The sequence below is a fragment of the Pirellulales bacterium genome (genome assembly GCA_035533075.1).
Lineage (GTDB): Bacteria > Planctomycetota > Planctomycetia > Pirellulales > JAICIG01 > DASSFG01.
The window spans coordinates 1-18,112 of record DATLUO010000234.1 but is presented as its reverse complement, the minus strand read 5'-3'; the positions used below and the strand labels follow the sequence as shown (position 1 = coordinate 18,112).

Here is an 18,112-nt window from a genome sequence, read left to right as displayed (position 1 = left end):
GGCTTTTCGATGCAACGGCTGCAAACCTGGTCCCGGATCTCTTTCAAATACTCCGCCATTTCTGGGTCGCTGTACATGGCGCACCTCACGTCGCAGGAAGGAAAGCCTCGCCGCCAGTCGTGCCGCGCGACTTGGACTACGGCGTCAGGAACAAACGCAAGCGCCGTGCCGTTGTACACCCCGGCTGCGTGTAGGGCGACCATTCGCCGGAAACGCCGCCGGCGACAGGCCGTTCTGCACGGCGCCGCGGTGAAGGCACGCCGGCGGCCGTGCGGAGGCGGTGCGGTTCCGCATCATGCGTGCGGTCTCGCGCAGTAACGTCGTTACCGATTTTGTTTGTCAGAGCCCATCAGAGTTCTGCCGCAAGCCGGTTGCTGTAACCGGACCGTGGGGCGTCGTCTCGAGTGCCCGAAACACGGCCAGGCCCAAAACGCCGAGACCGCCCAAGAGCAGCCCCGCCTCGAGCGGTCCCGGAGTTGGCAGGAGCTCTCCCTGCGAAGGAAAGATCATCAAATAGAGGTCGATCCAGCGACCGACGAGAATGAGCATGGCAACCGTTCCCAGGATCTTCGCAGTGCGTTTCGCCCGGCGGAAGAGGAGCACGAGAAAGGGAATGCCCCATCCAAGCACCCCATTGGCAATCGCCAGCGAGATCCATGCCCCTGACGCTCGTCGCAGATAATAGACGGTTTCCTCGGGATTGTTTGCGAACCAAATCACCATGTACTGGCAAAACCAGATGTACATCCAAAAGCTGCTGAAGGCAAACAACAGCGTCCCTAAATCGTGCAGATGATCGTCGGTCACGACGCCTTCGAGCGAGCTGTGCCGCCGCAGCCAGAGGATCAGCAAGGTGGCGGCGGCCAGGCCGCTGACGAACAGCCCGGCGAAGTTGTAGACGCCGAAGATCGTGCTGGCCCACTGCGGTTGCAACGACATAATCCAGTCGTAACTGGCCAACCAGCAAGTGATGCCGAAAACGACCAGGAACGCGGCCGACAGGGCGAGGCTGCTTCGCGTCGGAGGCGGGTCGGCAGCCACAAGCTGCTGTCGCGAAGCGCGCGCGAACAAGACCGCGAAAACCAACCACAACGCCAGATACGTCAGCGCACGAATGAGAAAGAACGGTCGGCTCAACCAGAATCGCTGCAACAACGAAGACGATTCTGCCGCGAAGGTTGGTGCCGACCAAGGGTAGAGCGAGGGGCGGAATAACAGCACGACTACCAATCCCGCGGCAGCAATGGGCAGCACACTTGACATGGCCTCAGGCACGCGCAGCAGCGGTACGCTCCAGCGTGCGCCGGTAACATGGTGCAGGGCGATCCACAGCAGGCCGCCCAAGCCAAGGCCGAGCAGACCATAGCTGACCAGCAGCAGGTTGGCCCACGTGCGCTGGGGGGCCAGCCACCATCCGGCCATCAGCGTACACGCCCCCGCGGCCGCGGCAATTTGAAAAAGCCGGATGGCCCTGCGAGGCGAGCGAAAAGCGAGTGAATCTGGCATCGTCATCCGTTGGGTCCGTCACGCTACATCATAACAGCGCGCGGAGCGATTGTTGACAAGAATCGGCCTGCACAAAGCGTGAGAACAATACCGATAAGTCCAACAGGTGGGGCGCGGGAGAGATGGCCGCCGCTACAGGGTGAGACGCATGAAGCGAAATCAAGAGATGCTCTGGGTCAGCGTCGCTGCCCGTTTTTTTGTTTTTGGCGCGGTCAGCCTGGCGTTGGTCTCGGTCTTAGGGGCGGTCCCGCCCAGGCGGAAAAGCTCGCACTTTTGCCGGCATCATGGCGGCCAGATCCTCGTCGATAGCCATCCCATGTTTGCGGGCCCACCGGGCGGCACGTGGTACTGGATGCGCAGCCCGGAGGAGGAAAAACAGGCCGCGGCGGCTCTCTTCAATCGCTATTGCATCCGCTGCCACGGCATCGATGGCCGCGGCGTATGGGACATTCCCGGCATCCCCAATTTCACCAACGTCCGCTTTCACGCTTCGCGGTCCGACGATCAGCTGGCCCGCGCGATCATGCAGGGACGCGGGGCCGTTATGCCGCCGTTCCGCGGCGCGCTGACGTTGGAAGAGGCCTGGGCACTGGCGCGCTACGTGCGCGGCTTCATTCCCGGCACGGAGGTTTCGCGCCCCGACGAGGGCGAGTCTCAACAGGCCAGGCCGGAAACCAAACCGGGAAAGAGGGAGCGAAAGGCCAAAGCGCAAGGAGGCGGCCAGCCGTCTCCAGAGAACCTGCCGCCGCCGAAAGCAAAATAGTCATCACCGGCTCGGCACCGCGACCGGGACCGGCGGCATCGGCTTGGGGGCCGGAATCTCCTCTTGTTGTTCCGGGATCGGCTGGTTGAAGAAGAACCGCTTGGGTGGGGGCTCGAGGGGCGGATGAGGCGGTGGCACATCGTGCCAGCGCCGCAAGAACTCCATCAGCTTGGCGTACTCCTTGCCCGTCAAGTTGGCACGGACCCGCATGTGCGCCGCCACGTTTTGGTAACTGGAGAAGGGACGCTCCGCCAGCGGGCGCGGGTTATGGCAGGAGGAGCAATACATGGCGAACACCTGGCCGCCGGTCAGCGAATCCTCATAGCTCTCCGCCTCGGCGAGCTTGGGCGGCGGCCCGCGCAAGGGCGCCGGGCCGTTCTGTAAATCGACGGGCGTGTTCCGGCAGCCAAGCAGGGCCAGCCCTCCACCGAAAAGGAGCCAAACGAGCGTCGGCCAGCCGACCGAGCGCTTTCGGACGATTAACATACTTGCTTTCTGCTTTCGCCTGCCCCGGAGGGGCAACGGAGTTTAGCCGTGGGCGCCAGCCCACGGACATCGTCGGCCAAATCACCACAGCCGCGGAGCGGCGACGGAGAATGGCACACCACGCTCCGTCGCCGCTCCGCGGCTTTACAAACTCGCGGCAAGCTAACCGTGGGCTGGCGCCCACGGCTTAACTCCCGCGCCGCTCCGCGGCGTCCCGTCACACGCGCAGCACGATAAGCGGCACTTCCGCTTGACATGGCCTCGCTGGCGCTTCGGGTTCGTGTGGCGAACGTCATCAAAATCCCCAAGTAAAGCTCGTCAACAGCACGTCGTCTTTGAGGTTGCCGCCGATTTCCTTGTTGAATTCGTAGGCCCACCTGATCGCCATGGACGGGTAAATATAGTAATTCGCTCCCACCGTGTATTGATCGCGCGAGACGGGCGATTGGTTCGGGAAAGTGAACGCCGTCAAGTCGAGTTGATTGAGCGGAACCCCGCGGATGTCGGCATAGCTGTAGCGAAACACCGCCTCGATCCGCGAGAGGAATTCGGTGGGCGCGTCGTAAAAGCGATAGGCGATCTGCGTGTAAAACCCGCGGCGCACGATGTCGTTGCCGATGAAACTGCCGGTTTGCTGAAACGTCTGGGCGCCCTCGAAGCGCCAGTCCCAGTTTCCCTGGTGGTAGTTCAGGTCGAGGTCCCAAATCGTCATGTTGGTGCCCGACGTTGTGCTGTAGGGACTGTTGCCAAAGTAGGAGATGCCGCCAAAAAAGCCGCTGGCCGGGTGCCAGAGGCCGATCCGCCCCCCGTAAGCCACGGCGTTGTTGATGCTCTTGCTCTGGTCGGTCATGCCGTTCAGATCGGCGAAGTCGCCCAGGCCTCCCTGGCCCGGAACGCCCCAGCCGTTGGTCATATAGAAGGCATATTCGGCCTTCCAGGACGATCGAAACAGGTATTTAGCGCCGCGCAGTTGTACTCCGTTCAGATTGAAGTCGAAGGCCGGCACCACCTGCCAGGCAAAGATCGGATAATCGGGTAACCGATTGATCCACAGGTAATGCAGTCGCTCGTTGAACACCCCGATGGGCGTCATGAAACGGCCGCCCACCACCGTCAGCGCATCGTTGACCGTCCAGTCGATCTGGGCGAATTCGGGTTCGACGCCGTCGGGATGGACCTCGAGCTGGCTCTCGAATAGGAAACTGTTGTTCAGTTGCAGCAGGAAAATCGGGTCATATTCGATGAACTGGAACTGTCCCAGCCCCCGCTGGCTGGGAAAATACTGGTAGCGCATGCTGAGCGCGTTGAAGATGCTCAAGGGCGTTTCATTGGTGCCGCTGGCCAGAAATGATTGTTTGAGCTGGGCCGGCAAGGGCGGGCCATAACGCTGCTGGGCGTCGAATTGGTCGGACAGGTTGTCGATGCCGCTGGCCAACTGCCGATCGCGCTGGGCGGCCTGCTGCGAACGGGCGGTGAGCGTGGCCACTTGGGTCTGCATATCGGCCAGCAGCGGGCCTTGCTGCTCGAGCTGCGAGGCCAGCAGCCGGACCATCTTTTCCAACACCTCGATCTGTTTGCGCTGCAGTTCCAGTTGCCTTTGCAGTTCCTCGGCTGAAGCGTCGAGGGGTGCGGCCGCTTGTTGCTGTTTCAGGTTTTGCAGGGCGAGCTGCGTTTGGCGCAGCTCGGTCGTGCCGGGCGGCCCGGCTGGCGGGGTTAAGAAGGGTGCTGGTCCGGGGCCGATCGCGGGCGTGCCTGGTGCCGTGCCGTCCCCTGACAGCGCGCTTTGAAACGGCGATCGATCCAGCCGCTGGCCGAGAGACTGGACCGTGTTGGTCAGCGATTCGATTTGTTTTTCTTGAACGAGAAGTTGTTGTCTCGCGCTGGGCGTCTGGAGCACGGACGGGCGAGCGCGCCTGGGATCCGGGACCGGGGAACCGCCAAGACCCTGGTCGGCGGCCGCGGGCGCGGATGACAGTACCGCGCTGCGCGGCATCTGGGCCTGGGCCGAGCGCCCACAGGCCCAAAGAATTGCCGCCGTGAGCGCGAGGCTGTATCGCAGGCGCATCCGCGTTTGGCTCCGGCGATGCCCGACAGGCAACCGCTTCCGAGCGATCGGCGCGCGGAGCGAGGTCACACCGGCCGGTGCGTTTGATGAGCGAGGTGGTGGGAAGGAAAGACGTGAAGGTGCTGGAGTTACCTGAAACGCCACCGCACGTCAAGGCCGGTGACGACGCGCCTCCGTTAGAGCACTGACCGTTACGGGCTCTTGGCTTCCCCCAATTGTGTTTCCAGCTCGTTCCATTGGCGTTCCAACTGGCGGAAGGCCGTCGAGAATTCGCTTTCCGGCAGCGGGCCCCGGCCACCGGGCAAGGAGGGACCGAAGGCGCGCACGTAGGGCACGAGGTCGCGCACCTCGTCCGGCGTCAGCCGGCCGCGATTGGCGGGCATCAGCGTCCCCTTGCCGTCCATGATGCTGACAAACAACTGCGCGTCGCTATGTTGTCGCTGCCAAGCGGCGTTGGTGAAGTTTGGGATCGGCGGCAACCTTTCACGCATGACGTTGCCGGTCCCGTCCGGGCCGTGGCAGATGATGCAGTATTGGCGAAAAATGGTGGCCCCAACGCGGACTCGTGCGGCCGTTTCGCTCGAAGGGGCCACCAGAGGCTCCTCCGGCAAAGTCACGGCGGGAAGATGGCCGCCCACGATGGCCAAGGGAGTCGCCGCGGTCGCGGGCGCGGGCGGGCCGGGCAATTTGGGGCCTTCCACCGCAATGACTTGCTTGCCTCCCTCGAACTTTCTGACCAGCGCCACCATTTGTTTCACGTCGACCGGTCCCAACTTGTCTTTCATGGGCAACATGAATTTGCCCTTCCCCTCCAGGATCGAATGGGCCAGATCGGCATCCGTGCGAGTTTTGGCCCAGGTGGTCGCGGTGAAGTTGGGCAGCTCCGGCATCATCTGGCGAATGACGGGATTCCCCCGGCCCGTCGTGTCGTGGCAGGCGAAGCAAAAAGTGCGATACACCGCATCGGCGGAAACGTGGGCCGTGGCGGGGAGTGCCGCGGGCGCCCCGGCCCACCGTGCCGCGAACGAGCGCACGTACACGGCCAACTGCAGGATCTCTCTCGGCTTGAGTTTGTAACGGAAGGCGGGCATCAGCGGCATCGAGCCGTAGTCGATCTGATTGACCAGCGCCATGTCGGTCTGCGCCGTCTGCCAGGCCAGGCTGGTGAAGTCGGGAATCAGCGGCAGTGCCTTGCGAATGATACTGCCGGTGCCGTCCTCGCCATGGCAGGCGGCGCAATTGTTGCGAAACAAGTCGGTCATGTCCGCGAGCCGCACGGGCGCCGCCCCCGCTCCGCCGCTCGTGGCGCTGGCTCGTTGCAGCACGCGCAGGTGCAAAACGACGCTCCACCGGTCGTCCTGCGAGAGCTGAGCCGCGTGCGGAGGCATTTTGCCTTGGCCGTAGGTGATCACGTGGAACATCTGTCCGTCTTTCATTTGCAGGCAACGTTGGGCCAAGAGCGAAGGCGGCATGGGGAAGCCGCGTTGCGTCACCGGCGTGTTGCCCTCGCCGGTTGCCCCATGGCACACCTGGCAGAAGTTGGTGAAGACGACGCTGCCGCGTTCCAGCCGCGATGCGTCGTGGTCGGCAAACGGGTTCTTCAACTCGTCACCCGCGCGGAGGGCGTCTTGTGGCGTCGCTTGGTAGTGCAGCGGAATCCGGCCGCGCGCAATCGTGCCCGGCGGCGGCGTACGCAACGTGAGGCCGTCGGGAAAGTTGGGATTGGGAGAAAACGAATCATAGGCCACGGGACTGTCCATCTGCGCTTCCAGCAAAAAGTCGTAGTTCGGCCGGGTCGCGTCATGCTCGGGCACGATCCAACACAGCATGCCCGTGACCAGGCAGGCCAACAAAAGAAACAGGTTCAACCAGCTTCGTCCCTTCACGAGGATGCCTCCTCGCTTGGTTCGACGAACTCGGTTGCGCCGCAGTCCTCGAACGCCTGCCGGACCTCCGCGATCGTTGCGGCCGAATCGGAGATGTCGAGCACCAAAGCAAACCGATCATCCGTAAGTCCGCTCAACGGCAGCAGGGCCTTCTTTCCCGGATACAGCCGGCAGCGAATCAGCCAGGCGAATACCAGCCCGAACCCGCCCAACAACACCATGCTTTCAAAAGTCACCGGCACAAACGCGGGCAGCGAGTTCCAGGGACGGCCGCCGACGTTCAGCGGCCAGTTACGCGTGGTCGTCCAAAACTGGAACCACAACGACAGGGCCGCGCCGGTCGCTCCACACAAAAAGCAGGCCACCGGAAGCCGCGAGCGCCGCCAGCCGAGCAAATCGGGCAAGTCGTGCAAGGCATACGGCGCAAAGGCGTCGGCGATCGTCCAGCCGCGCTCGCGCGCCGCATGCACGGCGTGCCGCAAGTCTTCTTCCGTGGCGAAGCCTGCCACAAAAACCTTCCCGTTCATGGGCGCGCCTCCGGATGTGCGTCTCGGACAACCGCCTTGACCTCAGCCATCGCAATCACGGGCAAGATCCGACAAAAAACCAAAAAGCAGGTGAAGAACAGGCCGAAGCTGCCTGCCAACGTGGCCAGCTCGATCAACGTCGGCACGTATCCGCTCCAACTCGACGGCAGGAAATCGCGCTCCAACGAGCTGACGATGATAATGAACCGCTCGAACCACATGCCTACGTTGACCAGCACGCAAACCGCAAATACCGCCAGCAGATTGCGGCGAGCGCGGTCCAGCCAGAAAAGTTGCGGGAGCACGACGTTCGCAGCCACCATGATCCAGTAGCCCCAGCCCAGCGGGCCCAAGGCGCGGTTCAGGAACGTGAACGACTCATATCGATTGCCGGCATAAAACGCAGTAAAGAACTCAATCGCATAGGAGAGCCCGACAAGACAGCTTGTCGCCAGCACCAGCTTGGACATCGCTTCCACGTGCCGCAACGTGATATAGTCTTCAAGCCGCATCGCCTTGCGGGCCAACAGCATCAAGGTGAGCACCATCGCCATGCCCGAAAAAATCGCCCCGGTGACGAAGTAGGGCGGGAATATCGTGGAGTGCCAGCCGGGCAGCAGCGTGACCGCGAAGTCGGTGCTGACCACCGAGTGTACGGAGACGACCAGCGGCGTGGCCAGTCCGGCCAACAGCAGGTAGACCACTTCGTAGCGGAGCCACGTGCGGCAGGAGCCGTTCCAGCCCAGGCTGAAGAATCCCACGAGACGGCAGTACCAGCCGCGGCGCAGCGAGTCGCGAAGCGTGGCCAGGTCGGGGACAAGCCCGATGTACCAGAAGGCCAGCGAAACCAGAAAATACGTTCCGATGGCGAAAAAGTCCCATACCAGCGGCGAAAGGAAGTTGACCCACAGCGGCCCGCGCCAATTCGGATAGGGAACGATCCAATAGGCCAGCCACGGCCGGCCCATGTGAATCACCGGAAACAGTCCGGCACAGGTCACGGCAATCAGCGTCATCGCCTCGGCCGAGCGGTTGACCGACGTCCGCCATTTCTGGCGGAACAGGAAGAGGATCGCCGAGATCAGCGTGCCGGCGTGGCCGATGCCGATCCAGAACACGAAGTTGGTGATGTCAAACGCCCATCCCACGGTGCGATTGAGCCCCCACGTGCCGATGCCGACGGCAATTTGATAGGAGACGGCCGCCACGCCCAGGCAGAGCACCGAAAATGCGAGGCTGAACGCCAGCCACCACCAGCCGCCGGCGCTGCGCTCCAGTGGCGCGCAGATGTCACGGGTTACCTGGGCCGCCGTTTTGTGGCCGGCGATCAACGGCGCCTCGGAGGGCCAAGGGGCGTCAGCCATGCCGCGGCTCCTCGTCACCGGCCGGGCGATTGCGGACCACGGCCAGATAGCTCACCGATGGCCGCACGTTGAGCTCCTCCAGCACCCGGTAACTGCGTGGACCGGTGGCCAACCGCGCCACCCGGCTCGCGGCGTCGTTCAAGTCGCCGAACACGATCGCCTGTGCCGGGCACGACTGCTGACAGGCCGTTTTGACGTCGCCGTCGCGCAGCGGTTGCCCTAGCCGGCGCGCCTCGATCTTCGCCTCTTCGATCCGCTGCACGCAAAACGTACACTTTTCCATGACCCCGCGCGAACGAACCGTGACGTCCGGATTGAGCACCAGATTTTGCAAGTTGTCGTCGTGGGCGTAGTTGAACCAGTTGAAGCGGCGGACCTTGTACGGGCAATTGTTGGCGCAGAAGCGCGTGCCGACACAACGGTTGTAAACCTGCTGGTTGAGCCCTTCGTCGCTGTGGACGGTGGCCAACACCGGGCACACGGCCTCGCACGGCGCGCTCGCGCAATGCTGGCAGAGCATCGGCTGGAAAGCCACATCGACGCCACCCTCGCGCTCGCGATAGTAGCGATCGATGCGCAGCCAGTGCATCTCGCGGTGCCGCCGCACTTCGTCCTTCCCGACCACCGGGATGTTGTTCTCCGTCTGGCAGGCAATCACGCACGCCGAACAGCCGGTGCAGGCGTTCATGTCGATCGCCATGCCCCATTTTGCTCCGGTCGTGGGATGGTCGGCCGGCCACAGATCCTCGTTCGCTTCCGCCGGCCGCGGCGCGATTGCGGCTTCAGCACCTGGCACCGTGGCCGCCTGAGCGAGTTGCGTGCGATAGGCCTCAAGCGTAATTTCACGAACGATCGGCCGCCGCTCTTGGCCGGCGAGCGCCAGGCGCTCGGGCGCGGCAAGCAAGTCGTAATCTTGCGACGCCGCCAGGGCGTGCGTTTCTCCCGTCTTCGTCAGCCGCACGCCTTCGCGCAGCCAGCGTAGATTCCCTTCGACCCAGGTCAACATCGCCGCGGCGTTCTTTCCCACCAGGCCGTCGGCGCCCACGGTAGGCCGAGCCTGCAGCCACTCCGGCCCGATCTTGGCAAAACGCTGGCTCAATCGGCTGCCATAACCCAAGGCCACCGCCACCACGCCGTCGTGCTGGCCCGGCTGCACCAGCACGGGCAACTCCAACACGGTCGGCCGCCCGTCCGCGGTGGGGGCTTCCAGCCGGACCACGTCGCCGCTCGTCATCCCCAAGCCGGCCGCGGTCGCAGGCGAGAGGCAGGCGTAGTTGTCCCACGTGATTTTGCTCACCGGGTCGGGCAGTTCGTGCAACCAAGGATTATAGGCATGGCTGGCATCGGGCATACCAACCTTCGAATAGAGCACGAGGCTGTAAGCTTCTTCCGCGGGTCGGCCCGCACGTGGCACAAGGCGGACGGCATCCACGTCGAAGGGGCGTGACGCGGGCGACGCGCGCTCATCGCCTTGCGGCGCGACCTGGGCGAAGCCGTCGTGCAGCGTGTGCTCCCAGAAATCCTGGAACGTTCCCCCGCCGCGCCAACGTGGAAAGACGTGTTGCTCCCAATGCGCGTGCAACAACTCGTCGGCCTTCTGTGGTTTTCCCATCCATGCGGCCAGGCTTTCCAACAGCGATCGAGTGTTGCCCAGCGGAGCAATCGTCGGCTGCGCCAGGCTCACCAACCCGGCGACGGGTTCCGCATCGCTCCACGACTCCAAGTAATGAGGCACCGCGCAGACATAGCGGGCCAGCGCGGCCGTTTCGTCCATTCGCTCGGCGCAGTTCACGACCAGGGGCACGCGACGCAAGGCGTCGGCCAGCGCCTCCCCGTCCGGCAAGTCGTATAGTGGGTTGCACTGCGAGATGAACAGTGCCGCCACTTTGTCCTCGCGGATTTCGCTCAGCAGGTTTGCCAACTCGGCATCGTTTACCTGCCACTGAAGCGACGGCCGCTCGAAGTCGACGGTCGAACCGTAATTATCCAGCAGATGGTTCAGCAGGTTGCCGAGCGTCTGCTCTTGCACATCGTGGCTGCCGCAGAGCACCAGGCTGCGGCCGCGGCTCTGGCACAGCCGTTCGGCGAGCTGGTCGAGAAACGGCCCGGAGACCGGCGGCGGCTCTAAGGGCACGGTCTTGATCGCCACGCCCGCTTTCTCCGCCAGTCGCGTCGCCAGGTGGCTCATCACCAACGCGACTTCCCCCGGCGCGACACAAAACCGCCGATCGGCCTTGCTGCCGGTCAGCGACAAGTGCGACTCGAATTGCACATGGTAGGACGACCTCGGGATTGAATCCGCCAGGCGCCGCGCGGCTTGATAGGCGGCGGTGAATTCCACCGGCGAAAGCCAGGTTCCGAGAAAATCGGCGTCGAAGCTGACGATCACGTCCGCTTTTTCGAGCTGGTAGTGTGGCAGCAGCCGTACGCCGTGCGTGTGGGCGTGCGCCTCGAGAATGGCCGAGCAGGACCGCGCGTCGTAAACCACGTGCCGAGCGTCGGCAAACATGTTCAGGAACTGCTTGACCTGCCCGCGCGCCGTCGGTCCCGCCAGCGAGCCCGACAAGAACCGCACGGCCTGGCCCCGTTTGCGGATATCGTCAAGCCGATCGCGGATGTCCTCATCGACGACGTGCCAGTCGCTCGGCTTTCCGTCGTGCCACGGCTGTCGCAACCTGAACCGATCGTACAGGCCCAGGAGCGAAGCCTGGCCGGCCGCGCAGAGCCCGCCCAGCGACAGCGGGTGTTGCGGGTTGCCTTCCAACTTGATCGGCCGGCCGTCGCGGACCTTCACCAGCAGGCCACAAGCGGCGGGGCAGGCCGCGCACGTGGAAGCATAATCATACGACTTGCCCGGAACCATCTCGTCCGGCTGTATGGCGGGCACCACGGCGTAACGTACGGCGCTCGGCGCGCAGCCGCTGAGGGCTGTGCCGGCAAAGGTAAAACCCGCCAACTTCAAGAAGTCGCGCCGCGTCGCCGCGGCCGTGTCGGGTGCCGGGCGTGCATGGGCAACGTCCGGTGGACCCCCACCGCGATCTGCTCGCGGCGGTTGTTCTTGCTGTTCATCGAGTGACATCGGCTCGTTTCCTGTCGTCAATGGTGGCAAACGGCGCAATCGGTCGAGGGCTGGCGTTGTTGGCCGCCCACTTCCGGTAGGCCGGGGTTGCGGTGGCAGTCTACGCACCATCCCATCGACAAGTCTTCCACTTGCCGCACGCGGTCCATGGTCTCGACCGGCCCATGACAGCGCTGACAGGTTGCGCCCGCTTGCAGGTGCGCCCGGTGATCGAAGCAGGCATAGGCCGGCAGATTGTGGACGCGGATCCAAGCAGTCGGCGTTGACGCTTTCTTGGGATCGGGCAGCAGTTGATCGTCGAGGCCCAGGCTGTCATAGAGTTTGGCGAGCTCAGCCGATACGACGGGGCGGACCGGTCGATTCGCGTGGAGCGCTTCGAAGTACTCACGGAACATCGCTTCCCAGGAAGCGGTGACAAAGCGATGGCAGTTCATGCACAGATTGGCGGAGGGCAAACCTGCCTGCCGGCTGCGTTCCGCGCCAAAGTGGCAGTAGAGGCAGGAAATACTCAGCTCGCCGGCGTGCTGCCGGTGAGAGAAGGCGACGGGCTGGGCGGGCTCGTAACCCTGCTGATTTCCAGGCAGGTGATAGTTCCTCAGCCGCGGCATCAGCAAGAAGCAGCCCCCACCAAGCGCCGCGAGCAAGAAGACTGTCATCAAGCGGCTCGCCAAGAACCAACCTCCACACAGTGTTTTCTAGCGAAGCTCTAGTCATGGGGCTCGGCACGATGCCCGCAGCCTCGACGATCGCTCTTCCCGTCTGCACGACGTTATCAGCCCCATAGTAACCCGAACCGTAAGTCAGAAAAAGTGCCGGCCTAGCGCTCGATGCCACCACCGCACGCTCTTAAGTTGTCCGGCGGCTGTGCTCAGCCGTCCGGCACATCGTTTGCATCGCCAACGCGATCTGAAACAGAGAGGCGTTTCCATGTGGCGCAACTTGATTCTGGCGGTGAGTACGGTTACGTGCGTGATCCCGGCCGGTATGTCCGCTCAGGACTATCGGCAGACCGTCACGGTCGAGGTCTATCTGCCGCCGTGCGCCCGGCTGTTGATCGAGGGTCAGGAGACAAAGTCGAAGGGGCCGATGCGCCGCTTTGTGTCGCCGCCGCTGCCGCCCGGCAAGTACGTCTACACCATCAAGGCGATCGTGCCCGACCCAAACGGTCCGCGCACGGTCACGCGCCGGATCGATGTCCGGCCGGGCGACTTCGAATCGATCGACCTGCGCGCGCCGGGCGAACGGCCCATCACCGACGTCGAATATGAGCCCACGCCGCAAAAGGTCGTCGATGCGCTGCTGCGGCTTGCCAAGATAACCAGAAAGGACGTGGTCTGGGACCTCGGCTGCGGCGACGGACGCATCGTGGCGACGGCGGCCAAGGACTACGGCTGCCGGGCATGCGGTTTCGACATCGATCCCCAGCGTGTCAAGGAATCCCTCGCCAACGTACGTACACACGGCGTGCAGCGGCTGGTCACGATTGACGAGCGCGACATCTTCACGCTCGACCTGAGCACAGGGCCGACCGTCGTCACACTCTCCCTGCTGCCGCGTCTCAATGCCAAATTGTTGCCGCAGCTTCGCAAGCTGCCGCCCGGCGCGCGCGTCGTTTCGGTCGGGCACCGGATGGCCGACATCAAGCCCGACGAGCAGATCGCGGTTGACACGCAACGGGGCGAGTTCAACGTCTATCTGTGGAAGGCAGAGACGCTCCGCGGCAATTGAAACGACGCCGTGCTCGGCCGCGTTTCGTCGTGCGCGTTCATAAGCGTCTCCCAGACGTAGGTAGGGGTCGCTCCGTCGGAACCGGCCGCCAGGAACAAGTCAAATGGCATTCGGTCGCGTCCGGCTCGCCCACCAGTGCCCACATTGGCCAACGACCCTATGGTTGCGCGCTGAAATTGATTACCATGACCACAAGGCACGGGTGATGAGCAACAAGTCGAAGCGAGATGGGGAACATCCGGCGAGAAACAAAGACCGCTGGTCGCCGCACCGATGAACAAAGTTCTCGTCCTCTACGATTCGGCCAGCGGCAACACGGCGAAGATGGCGGCCCTTGTCGCCGAGGGAGCGCGGGAGGTGCCCGAGATTGAAGTTCGGCTGCGCCATCTCGACGAGGCCACGGCCGACGATGTCTTGTGGTGCGATGGTCTGGCTCTGGGCAGCCCGACGAATATGGGCATCCTCTCCTGGAAGATGAAACGCTTCTGGGACGAGACCATGATGCCGCACTGGATGAAAGTCGATGGCAAGATCGCCTGCGCCTTCTCGTCGTCCGGCGGATGGGGCGGCGGTCAGGAACTGGCCTGCCAATCGCTACTGACGGTGCTGATGAACTTTGGCTTCCTGGTCTTCGGCGTCACCGACTATGCCGGCAAATTGACGACACTCCACTACGGCGCCGTTTCGGCCCGCGAACCGCGAAGCGATGAGTTGAAGTCCGCCTGCCGTATCCTGGGGCGGCGCTTGGCCGAGTGGGTCGCCGTCTTTGTCGGCGGCCGCCATGATCAGCATCCACTCGTCAAGCCCGTGGTGCGCATGCCACCTACCTGATCGCGTTCTCCGCCGCGGCTGCTAACTTGACGGTATGCTACGAGCACTGGCGCACCGCAACTTTCGACTGTTGTTCTTCGGGCAGGGCGTCCACAATGCGACGGACAAGTCGTGGATCCATTTACGGGGCGTTCCAAGCTGCGTAAACTTTGTGATGGAAAGGCCTCATGGAACACCGCCTTAGCCAACAACTCGAAAAAGTAGCGGCCCGGTTTCGGCGTCTGCGGTTTTGGCGCGGTCTCTCGTTTGCCTGGCTGCTGGCCGCGGGGTGCGGGCTGGCCATGCTCGGCCTGCACCGGGCGATCGGTTGGTTTCCGCCCGGCGCGGTGCCGCTGGCTCTCGGCCTGGCACTCGTCACCGCCGCGCTCTGCACGTGGCTGGCGGTTCGCTCGGCGGGCGACTATCACTGGGTGGCCCGAAGGGTCGAAGCGGCCTATCCCGAACTTGGCTCATGCCTGCTGGCCGCGATGGAACAGCGGCCCACGCTGCCCGACGGACGTTTCGGCTTTCTGCAAGACCGCGTCATTCGTCAGGCGCTCAACCACGCCTACGGGCACGCCTGGCAAGGCGTCGTGCCCACGCGGCGGATTGCGACGGCCATATTCGCCAACTTGGCGGCCGGCGTGCTGCTGCTGTTCGTGCTGGCGGCGCTCAGCTCGCAGTCGGTCTCGCAACGCGCCACCGCGGCATCGCTGGCGAAGGACGGCCTGCAGCCGACCGGCCAGTTTTCCGTGACCATCGAACCAGGCAACACCGAGATCGAACGCGGCACCAGCCTGCTGGTGCTGGCCCGGTTTCAGGGAAACGAACCGGCCGAGGCGACGCTCGTCTATGCATTTGGCGGACGAGAAAAGGAGGATGGCCTTCCTAGGCCGTCCAGTAGCAAGGGTGACGGCCTAGGAAGGCCATCCTCCAAGAACGCGCAACAACGCCGTGCCGTAGTGCTTAAAATGTCAAAGAGCCTCGACGATCCGGTGTTCGGCGGCCGCATCCCCGTGGTCGACGGGCCGCTCGATTATCGCGTCGAGCTGACGGGCCACACCAGCGACACTTACCACGTGACGGTGTTCGAGTATCCCAAACTGATCCGGGCCGACGCGAAGCTCGTCTATCCCGCCTATACGGGACTCGAAGAGCGGCTGGTGCAGGACGTGCGCACCGTCTCGGCCGTCGAGGGCACCGAGTTGACGCTACTCTGCCATCTGAACAAAGCAGTGGTCTCGGCCACGCTGACCGAAGAAGGAGTGGAACCGATCGCGCTCGCCGCGACCGATGACGACGCGCTCACCTGGCAGACCAAGCTGACGTGTCAGAAGTCGCGGCGGTTGCGGTTGCGGCTCGTCGATGACAAGGGCCGGCAGAACAAGAACCCGGTGGAGTTTGCCATCAACGTGTTGCCCAACAAGCCGCCCGACCTGAAGCTGGTTTTCCCGGCGCACGATGTGGAGGTATCGCCGTTGGAAGAGACCGAAGTCAAGGCAACGGCGTGGGACGATTTTGGGCTGAAGCGGTTCGGGCTGACCTATGAACTGGCCGGCGGCGAGCCGACTGACGTGGTGCTGGGCGAAAACGCCGCGGCGAAAGAACGCCGTGAGATGATGCACGTGATTCGCTTCGAGGACCTCAAGGCGGAGCCGGACCAATTGCTGTCGTATCACTTCTGGGCCGAAGACGCCGGTCCCGACGGCCAGCCCCGCCGCACCGAAAGCGACATGTATTTTGCCGAAGTCCGGCCCTTCGAAGAAATCTTCAGGCAAGGCCAGCAGCCGCCGGGCGGCTCGCAGCAGCAACAGCAGCAAGGGGCCGAAAACGCCCAGGCCGCCGAGAAGCTGGCCCAACTGCAAAAGGACATCATCAACGCCACCTGGAAACTGATTCGCCGCGAGTTGCCGGCCGAGCCGTCGAGCGCGTTCGCCCCCGACGTGCAGTCGGTCCGCGAGTCGCAGTCTTCGGCCCTGGAACAGGCCGAGTCGCTGGCCGAGAAGTTACAAGACCCGCAGTCGAAAGCGCACGCGGGCGAAGTGACGCGGGCGATGCAGCAGGCGCTCGACAACTTGCAGGCGGCCCATGATGCGCCGGCGGTCGGGCCGCTCAAGCCCGCGCTGACCGCGGAGCAAGCGGCGTATTCGGCGTTGCTCAAGCTGCGTGCCCGCGAGCACAGCGTCATTCGCAGCCAGCGGCAGCAGGGTGGCGGGATGGCCGGCGCCTCGAACCGCTCGCAGCAGCAGTTGCAGCAACTGGAGCTGAAGAACGACGAAAACCGCTATGAGACACAGCGCACGGCACAGTCGCCGCAGCAAACGCAAGAGCGCGAGACGCGGCAGGTGCTGAATCGGTTGGGCGAGTTGGCCCGCCGTCAGAACGATCTGAACGAGCGGCTGAAGGAATTGCAATCGGCTCTGGAAGAGGCCAAGAGCGAGCCGGAGCGTGACGAGATTCGCCGGCAGCTCAAGCGGCTGCGTGAAGAGGAACAGGAGATCCTGCGCGACACCGACGAGCTGAAGGCCCGCATGGACCAGCCCGAAAACCAGGAACGGATGGCCGACGCGCGGCAGCAGCTCGACCAGACCCGCGATCAGGTGCAGCGAGCCAGCGAGGCCCTCGACCAGGAAAGGGTTTCGCAGGCCGCCGCGGCGGGCACGCGCGCCGAACGCGATTTCAATGATCTGCGAAATGAATTCCGCCGCCGCACATCGGGTCAGTTCACCGACCAGATGCGCGAAATGCGTGACAGTGCCCGCGAGCTGGACGAAAAAGAGCACGAGATCGCCGAACGTCTGGCCGAGCCTACCGTAGCTCCGACACTCCGTGGCGGAGAACCCGTCGCCGCAGGCGACGGGCTGGCGCCCCCGTCACGGAGTGCCGGGCCTACAAGGTCGTTGCGAGACGACAACGACCGCGAAAAGATGCCGGCTGAGTTGGCGCAGCAGAAAGAACGGCTGAGAGAGCTGCTAAATCGCATGCGTGAGACGATCGAAGAAGCGGAGCCGACCGAACCGCTGTTGGCCGAGCAGCTTTACGACACGGCCCGCAAAATCCAGGAGCAGAACCTCGACCGGGCCTTGGAGGCCGCCGAGCTTTCCGTGCGGCGCGGACTGGCCGACGATGCCCGCGGCCAGGAGCGCATTGCCGGCAAAGGCATCGGCGAGTTGCGTCAGGGCATCGAGCGAGCGGCCGAGAGCGTGCTGGGCGACGACACCGAGGCCCTCCGCCGTGCGCGTGAAGAGCTCGATCGTCTGGCCGATCAGCTTGGCGACGAGATCGCTCGCAATACTGGTCAGGTCGACCGACGCGACGGTCGCGAAAGGGACCAGGGTGATGAAGGTTCGCAACAACAAGTTGAACGTCAACCCGGCGGGGGCAATCAACAGCAGCGCAATCCAGAGCCGCAGCCGGCAAACGGCGGGGGCCAGCCGCCAGCGAACGCGACACGGTCGTCGAATCAACCGGCTGGTGAGGACGCTCCTCAGCAGGACGGCCAGCCTATGCCCCAGGGAAATCAACCGGGCGAACAAGCCGGCGGCTCCAACCGTGGCCAGCAGGGCCAAGGTGGCCAGCAGCAATCAAGTTCACGGCGCGGCGGTAATCGCAGCCAGTCGAATCCCAACACGGCCACGGGCCCAGGCGGCTTCGCTCCGTTCTTCGAGCCGGGCAACCGGCCCTGGTCGCCGCTGGCCGGCGAAGACTTCCGCGACTGGTCGGACCGGCTGCGCGACGTGGAAGAGATGGTCGACGGTCCGGAACTGCGTGCCGAGGCCGCCCGCATCCGCGAGCGTGCCCGCGGCATGCGCGCCGAGCTGAAGCGGCACTCGAACGAGCCGAACTGGGACCTGGTAAAGGTGGAGGTGTCTCGGCCACTTTACGAGCTGCGCGACCG

General features: G+C 64.0%; 12 protein-coding genes. 4 read left to right on the top strand and 8 right to left on the bottom strand.

Translation table 11 applies throughout. The features are described 5' to 3' along the window. Positions 1-339 precede the first annotated feature (339 nt). The gene (locus VNH11_29345; GenBank protein ID HVA50490.1) at positions 340-1,506 is read right to left on the bottom strand and encodes a hypothetical protein; all 1,167 of its coding nucleotides are present in this window, start codon (positions 1,504-1,506) and stop codon (positions 340-342) included. 148 nt (positions 1,507-1,654) lie between these two features. On the opposite strand from VNH11_29345, the gene VNH11_29340 reads away from it, so the two are divergent. Next, positions 1,655-2,269, top strand: coding sequence for a cytochrome c (locus tag VNH11_29340; GenBank protein HVA50489.1), 615 nt, complete (start codon positions 1,655-1,657; stop codon positions 2,267-2,269). A gap of 3 nt (positions 2,270-2,272) precedes the next feature. On the opposite strand, the gene VNH11_29335 is transcribed toward VNH11_29340, so the two are convergent. The 7 genes from VNH11_29335 to VNH11_29305 form a co-directional block, all read right to left on the bottom strand. Then, complete coding sequence (locus VNH11_29335) at positions 2,273-2,755, bottom strand: hypothetical protein (GenBank protein ID HVA50488.1); 483 nt, start codon at positions 2,753-2,755, stop codon at positions 2,273-2,275. Positions 2,756-3,050: 295 nt separating this feature from the next. After that, the gene (locus tag VNH11_29330) at positions 3,051-4,652 is read right to left on the bottom strand and encodes a hypothetical protein (GenBank protein ID HVA50487.1); all 1,602 of its coding nucleotides are present in this window, start codon (positions 4,650-4,652) and stop codon (positions 3,051-3,053) included. Positions 4,653-5,011: 359 nt separating this feature from the next. After that, positions 5,012-6,706 (bottom strand): c-type cytochrome, encoded by a 1,695-nt coding sequence (locus VNH11_29325; protein ID HVA50486.1) that lies wholly within the window; start codon positions 6,704-6,706, stop codon positions 5,012-5,014. Next, positions 6,703-7,233, bottom strand: coding sequence for a DUF3341 domain-containing protein (locus VNH11_29320; protein HVA50485.1), 531 nt, complete (start codon positions 7,231-7,233; stop codon positions 6,703-6,705). Before VNH11_29320 ends, VNH11_29325 begins: the two co-directional genes overlap by 4 nt. Further along, on the bottom strand, positions 7,230-8,597 hold the full coding sequence (gene nrfD, locus VNH11_29315; protein ID HVA50484.1) for an NrfD/PsrC family molybdoenzyme membrane anchor subunit: 1,368 nt from the start codon (positions 8,595-8,597) through the stop codon (positions 7,230-7,232). The genes VNH11_29320 and nrfD overlap by 4 nt, the downstream gene beginning before the upstream one ends. Further along, a complete protein-coding gene (locus VNH11_29310) occupies positions 8,590-11,676 on the bottom strand; it encodes a 4Fe-4S dicluster domain-containing protein (protein ID HVA50483.1) in 3,087 nt (1,028 codons plus the stop codon). The genes nrfD and VNH11_29310 overlap by 8 nt, the downstream gene beginning before the upstream one ends. Before the next feature lie 17 nt (positions 11,677-11,693). Then, positions 11,694-12,332, bottom strand: coding sequence for a cytochrome c3 family protein (locus tag VNH11_29305; GenBank protein ID HVA50482.1), 639 nt, complete (start codon positions 12,330-12,332; stop codon positions 11,694-11,696). 271 nt (positions 12,333-12,603) lie between these two features. On the opposite strand from VNH11_29305, the gene VNH11_29300 reads away from it, so the two are divergent. The 3 genes from VNH11_29300 to VNH11_29290 form a co-directional block, all read left to right on the top strand. Then, on the top strand, positions 12,604-13,404 hold the full coding sequence (locus tag VNH11_29300; GenBank protein ID HVA50481.1) for a TIGR03000 domain-containing protein: 801 nt from the start codon (positions 12,604-12,606) through the stop codon (positions 13,402-13,404). 273 nt (positions 13,405-13,677) lie between these two features. Next, on the top strand, positions 13,678-14,235 hold the full coding sequence (locus tag VNH11_29295) for a flavodoxin family protein (protein HVA50480.1): 558 nt from the start codon (positions 13,678-13,680) through the stop codon (positions 14,233-14,235). 167 nt (positions 14,236-14,402) lie between these two features. Next, on the top strand, positions 14,403-18,112 hold a 3,710-nt coding region (locus VNH11_29290; GenBank protein HVA50479.1), incomplete at its 3' end, for a hypothetical protein.

What these genes read in the sequence shown, in the direction of transcription:
- VNH11_29305 (HVA50482.1), bottom strand. Translation starts at nt 12,332, where the DNA reads ATGACAGTCTTCTTGCTCGCGGCGCTTGGTGGGGGCTGCTTCTTGCTG.
- VNH11_29300 (HVA50481.1), top strand. Translation starts at nt 12,604, where the DNA reads ATGTGGCGCAACTTGATTCTGGCGGTGAGTACGGTTACGTGCGTGATC.
- VNH11_29335 (HVA50488.1), bottom strand. Translation starts at nt 2,755, where the DNA reads ATGTTAATCGTCCGAAAGCGCTCGGTCGGCTGGCCGACGCTCGTTTGG.
- VNH11_29320 (HVA50485.1), bottom strand. Translation starts at nt 7,233, where the DNA reads ATGAACGGGAAGGTTTTTGTGGCAGGCTTCGCCACGGAAGAAGACTTG.
- VNH11_29345 (HVA50490.1), bottom strand. Translation starts at nt 1,506, where the DNA reads ATGCCAGATTCACTCGCTTTTCGCTCGCCTCGCAGGGCCATCCGGCTT.
- VNH11_29295 (HVA50480.1), top strand. Translation starts at nt 13,678, where the DNA reads ATGAACAAAGTTCTCGTCCTCTACGATTCGGCCAGCGGCAACACGGCG.
- nrfD (HVA50484.1), bottom strand. Translation starts at nt 8,597, where the DNA reads ATGGCTGACGCCCCTTGGCCCTCCGAGGCGCCGTTGATCGCCGGCCAC.
- VNH11_29310 (HVA50483.1), bottom strand. Translation starts at nt 11,676, where the DNA reads ATGTCACTCGATGAACAGCAAGAACAACCGCCGCGAGCAGATCGCGGT.
- VNH11_29340 (HVA50489.1), top strand. Translation starts at nt 1,655, where the DNA reads ATGAAGCGAAATCAAGAGATGCTCTGGGTCAGCGTCGCTGCCCGTTTT.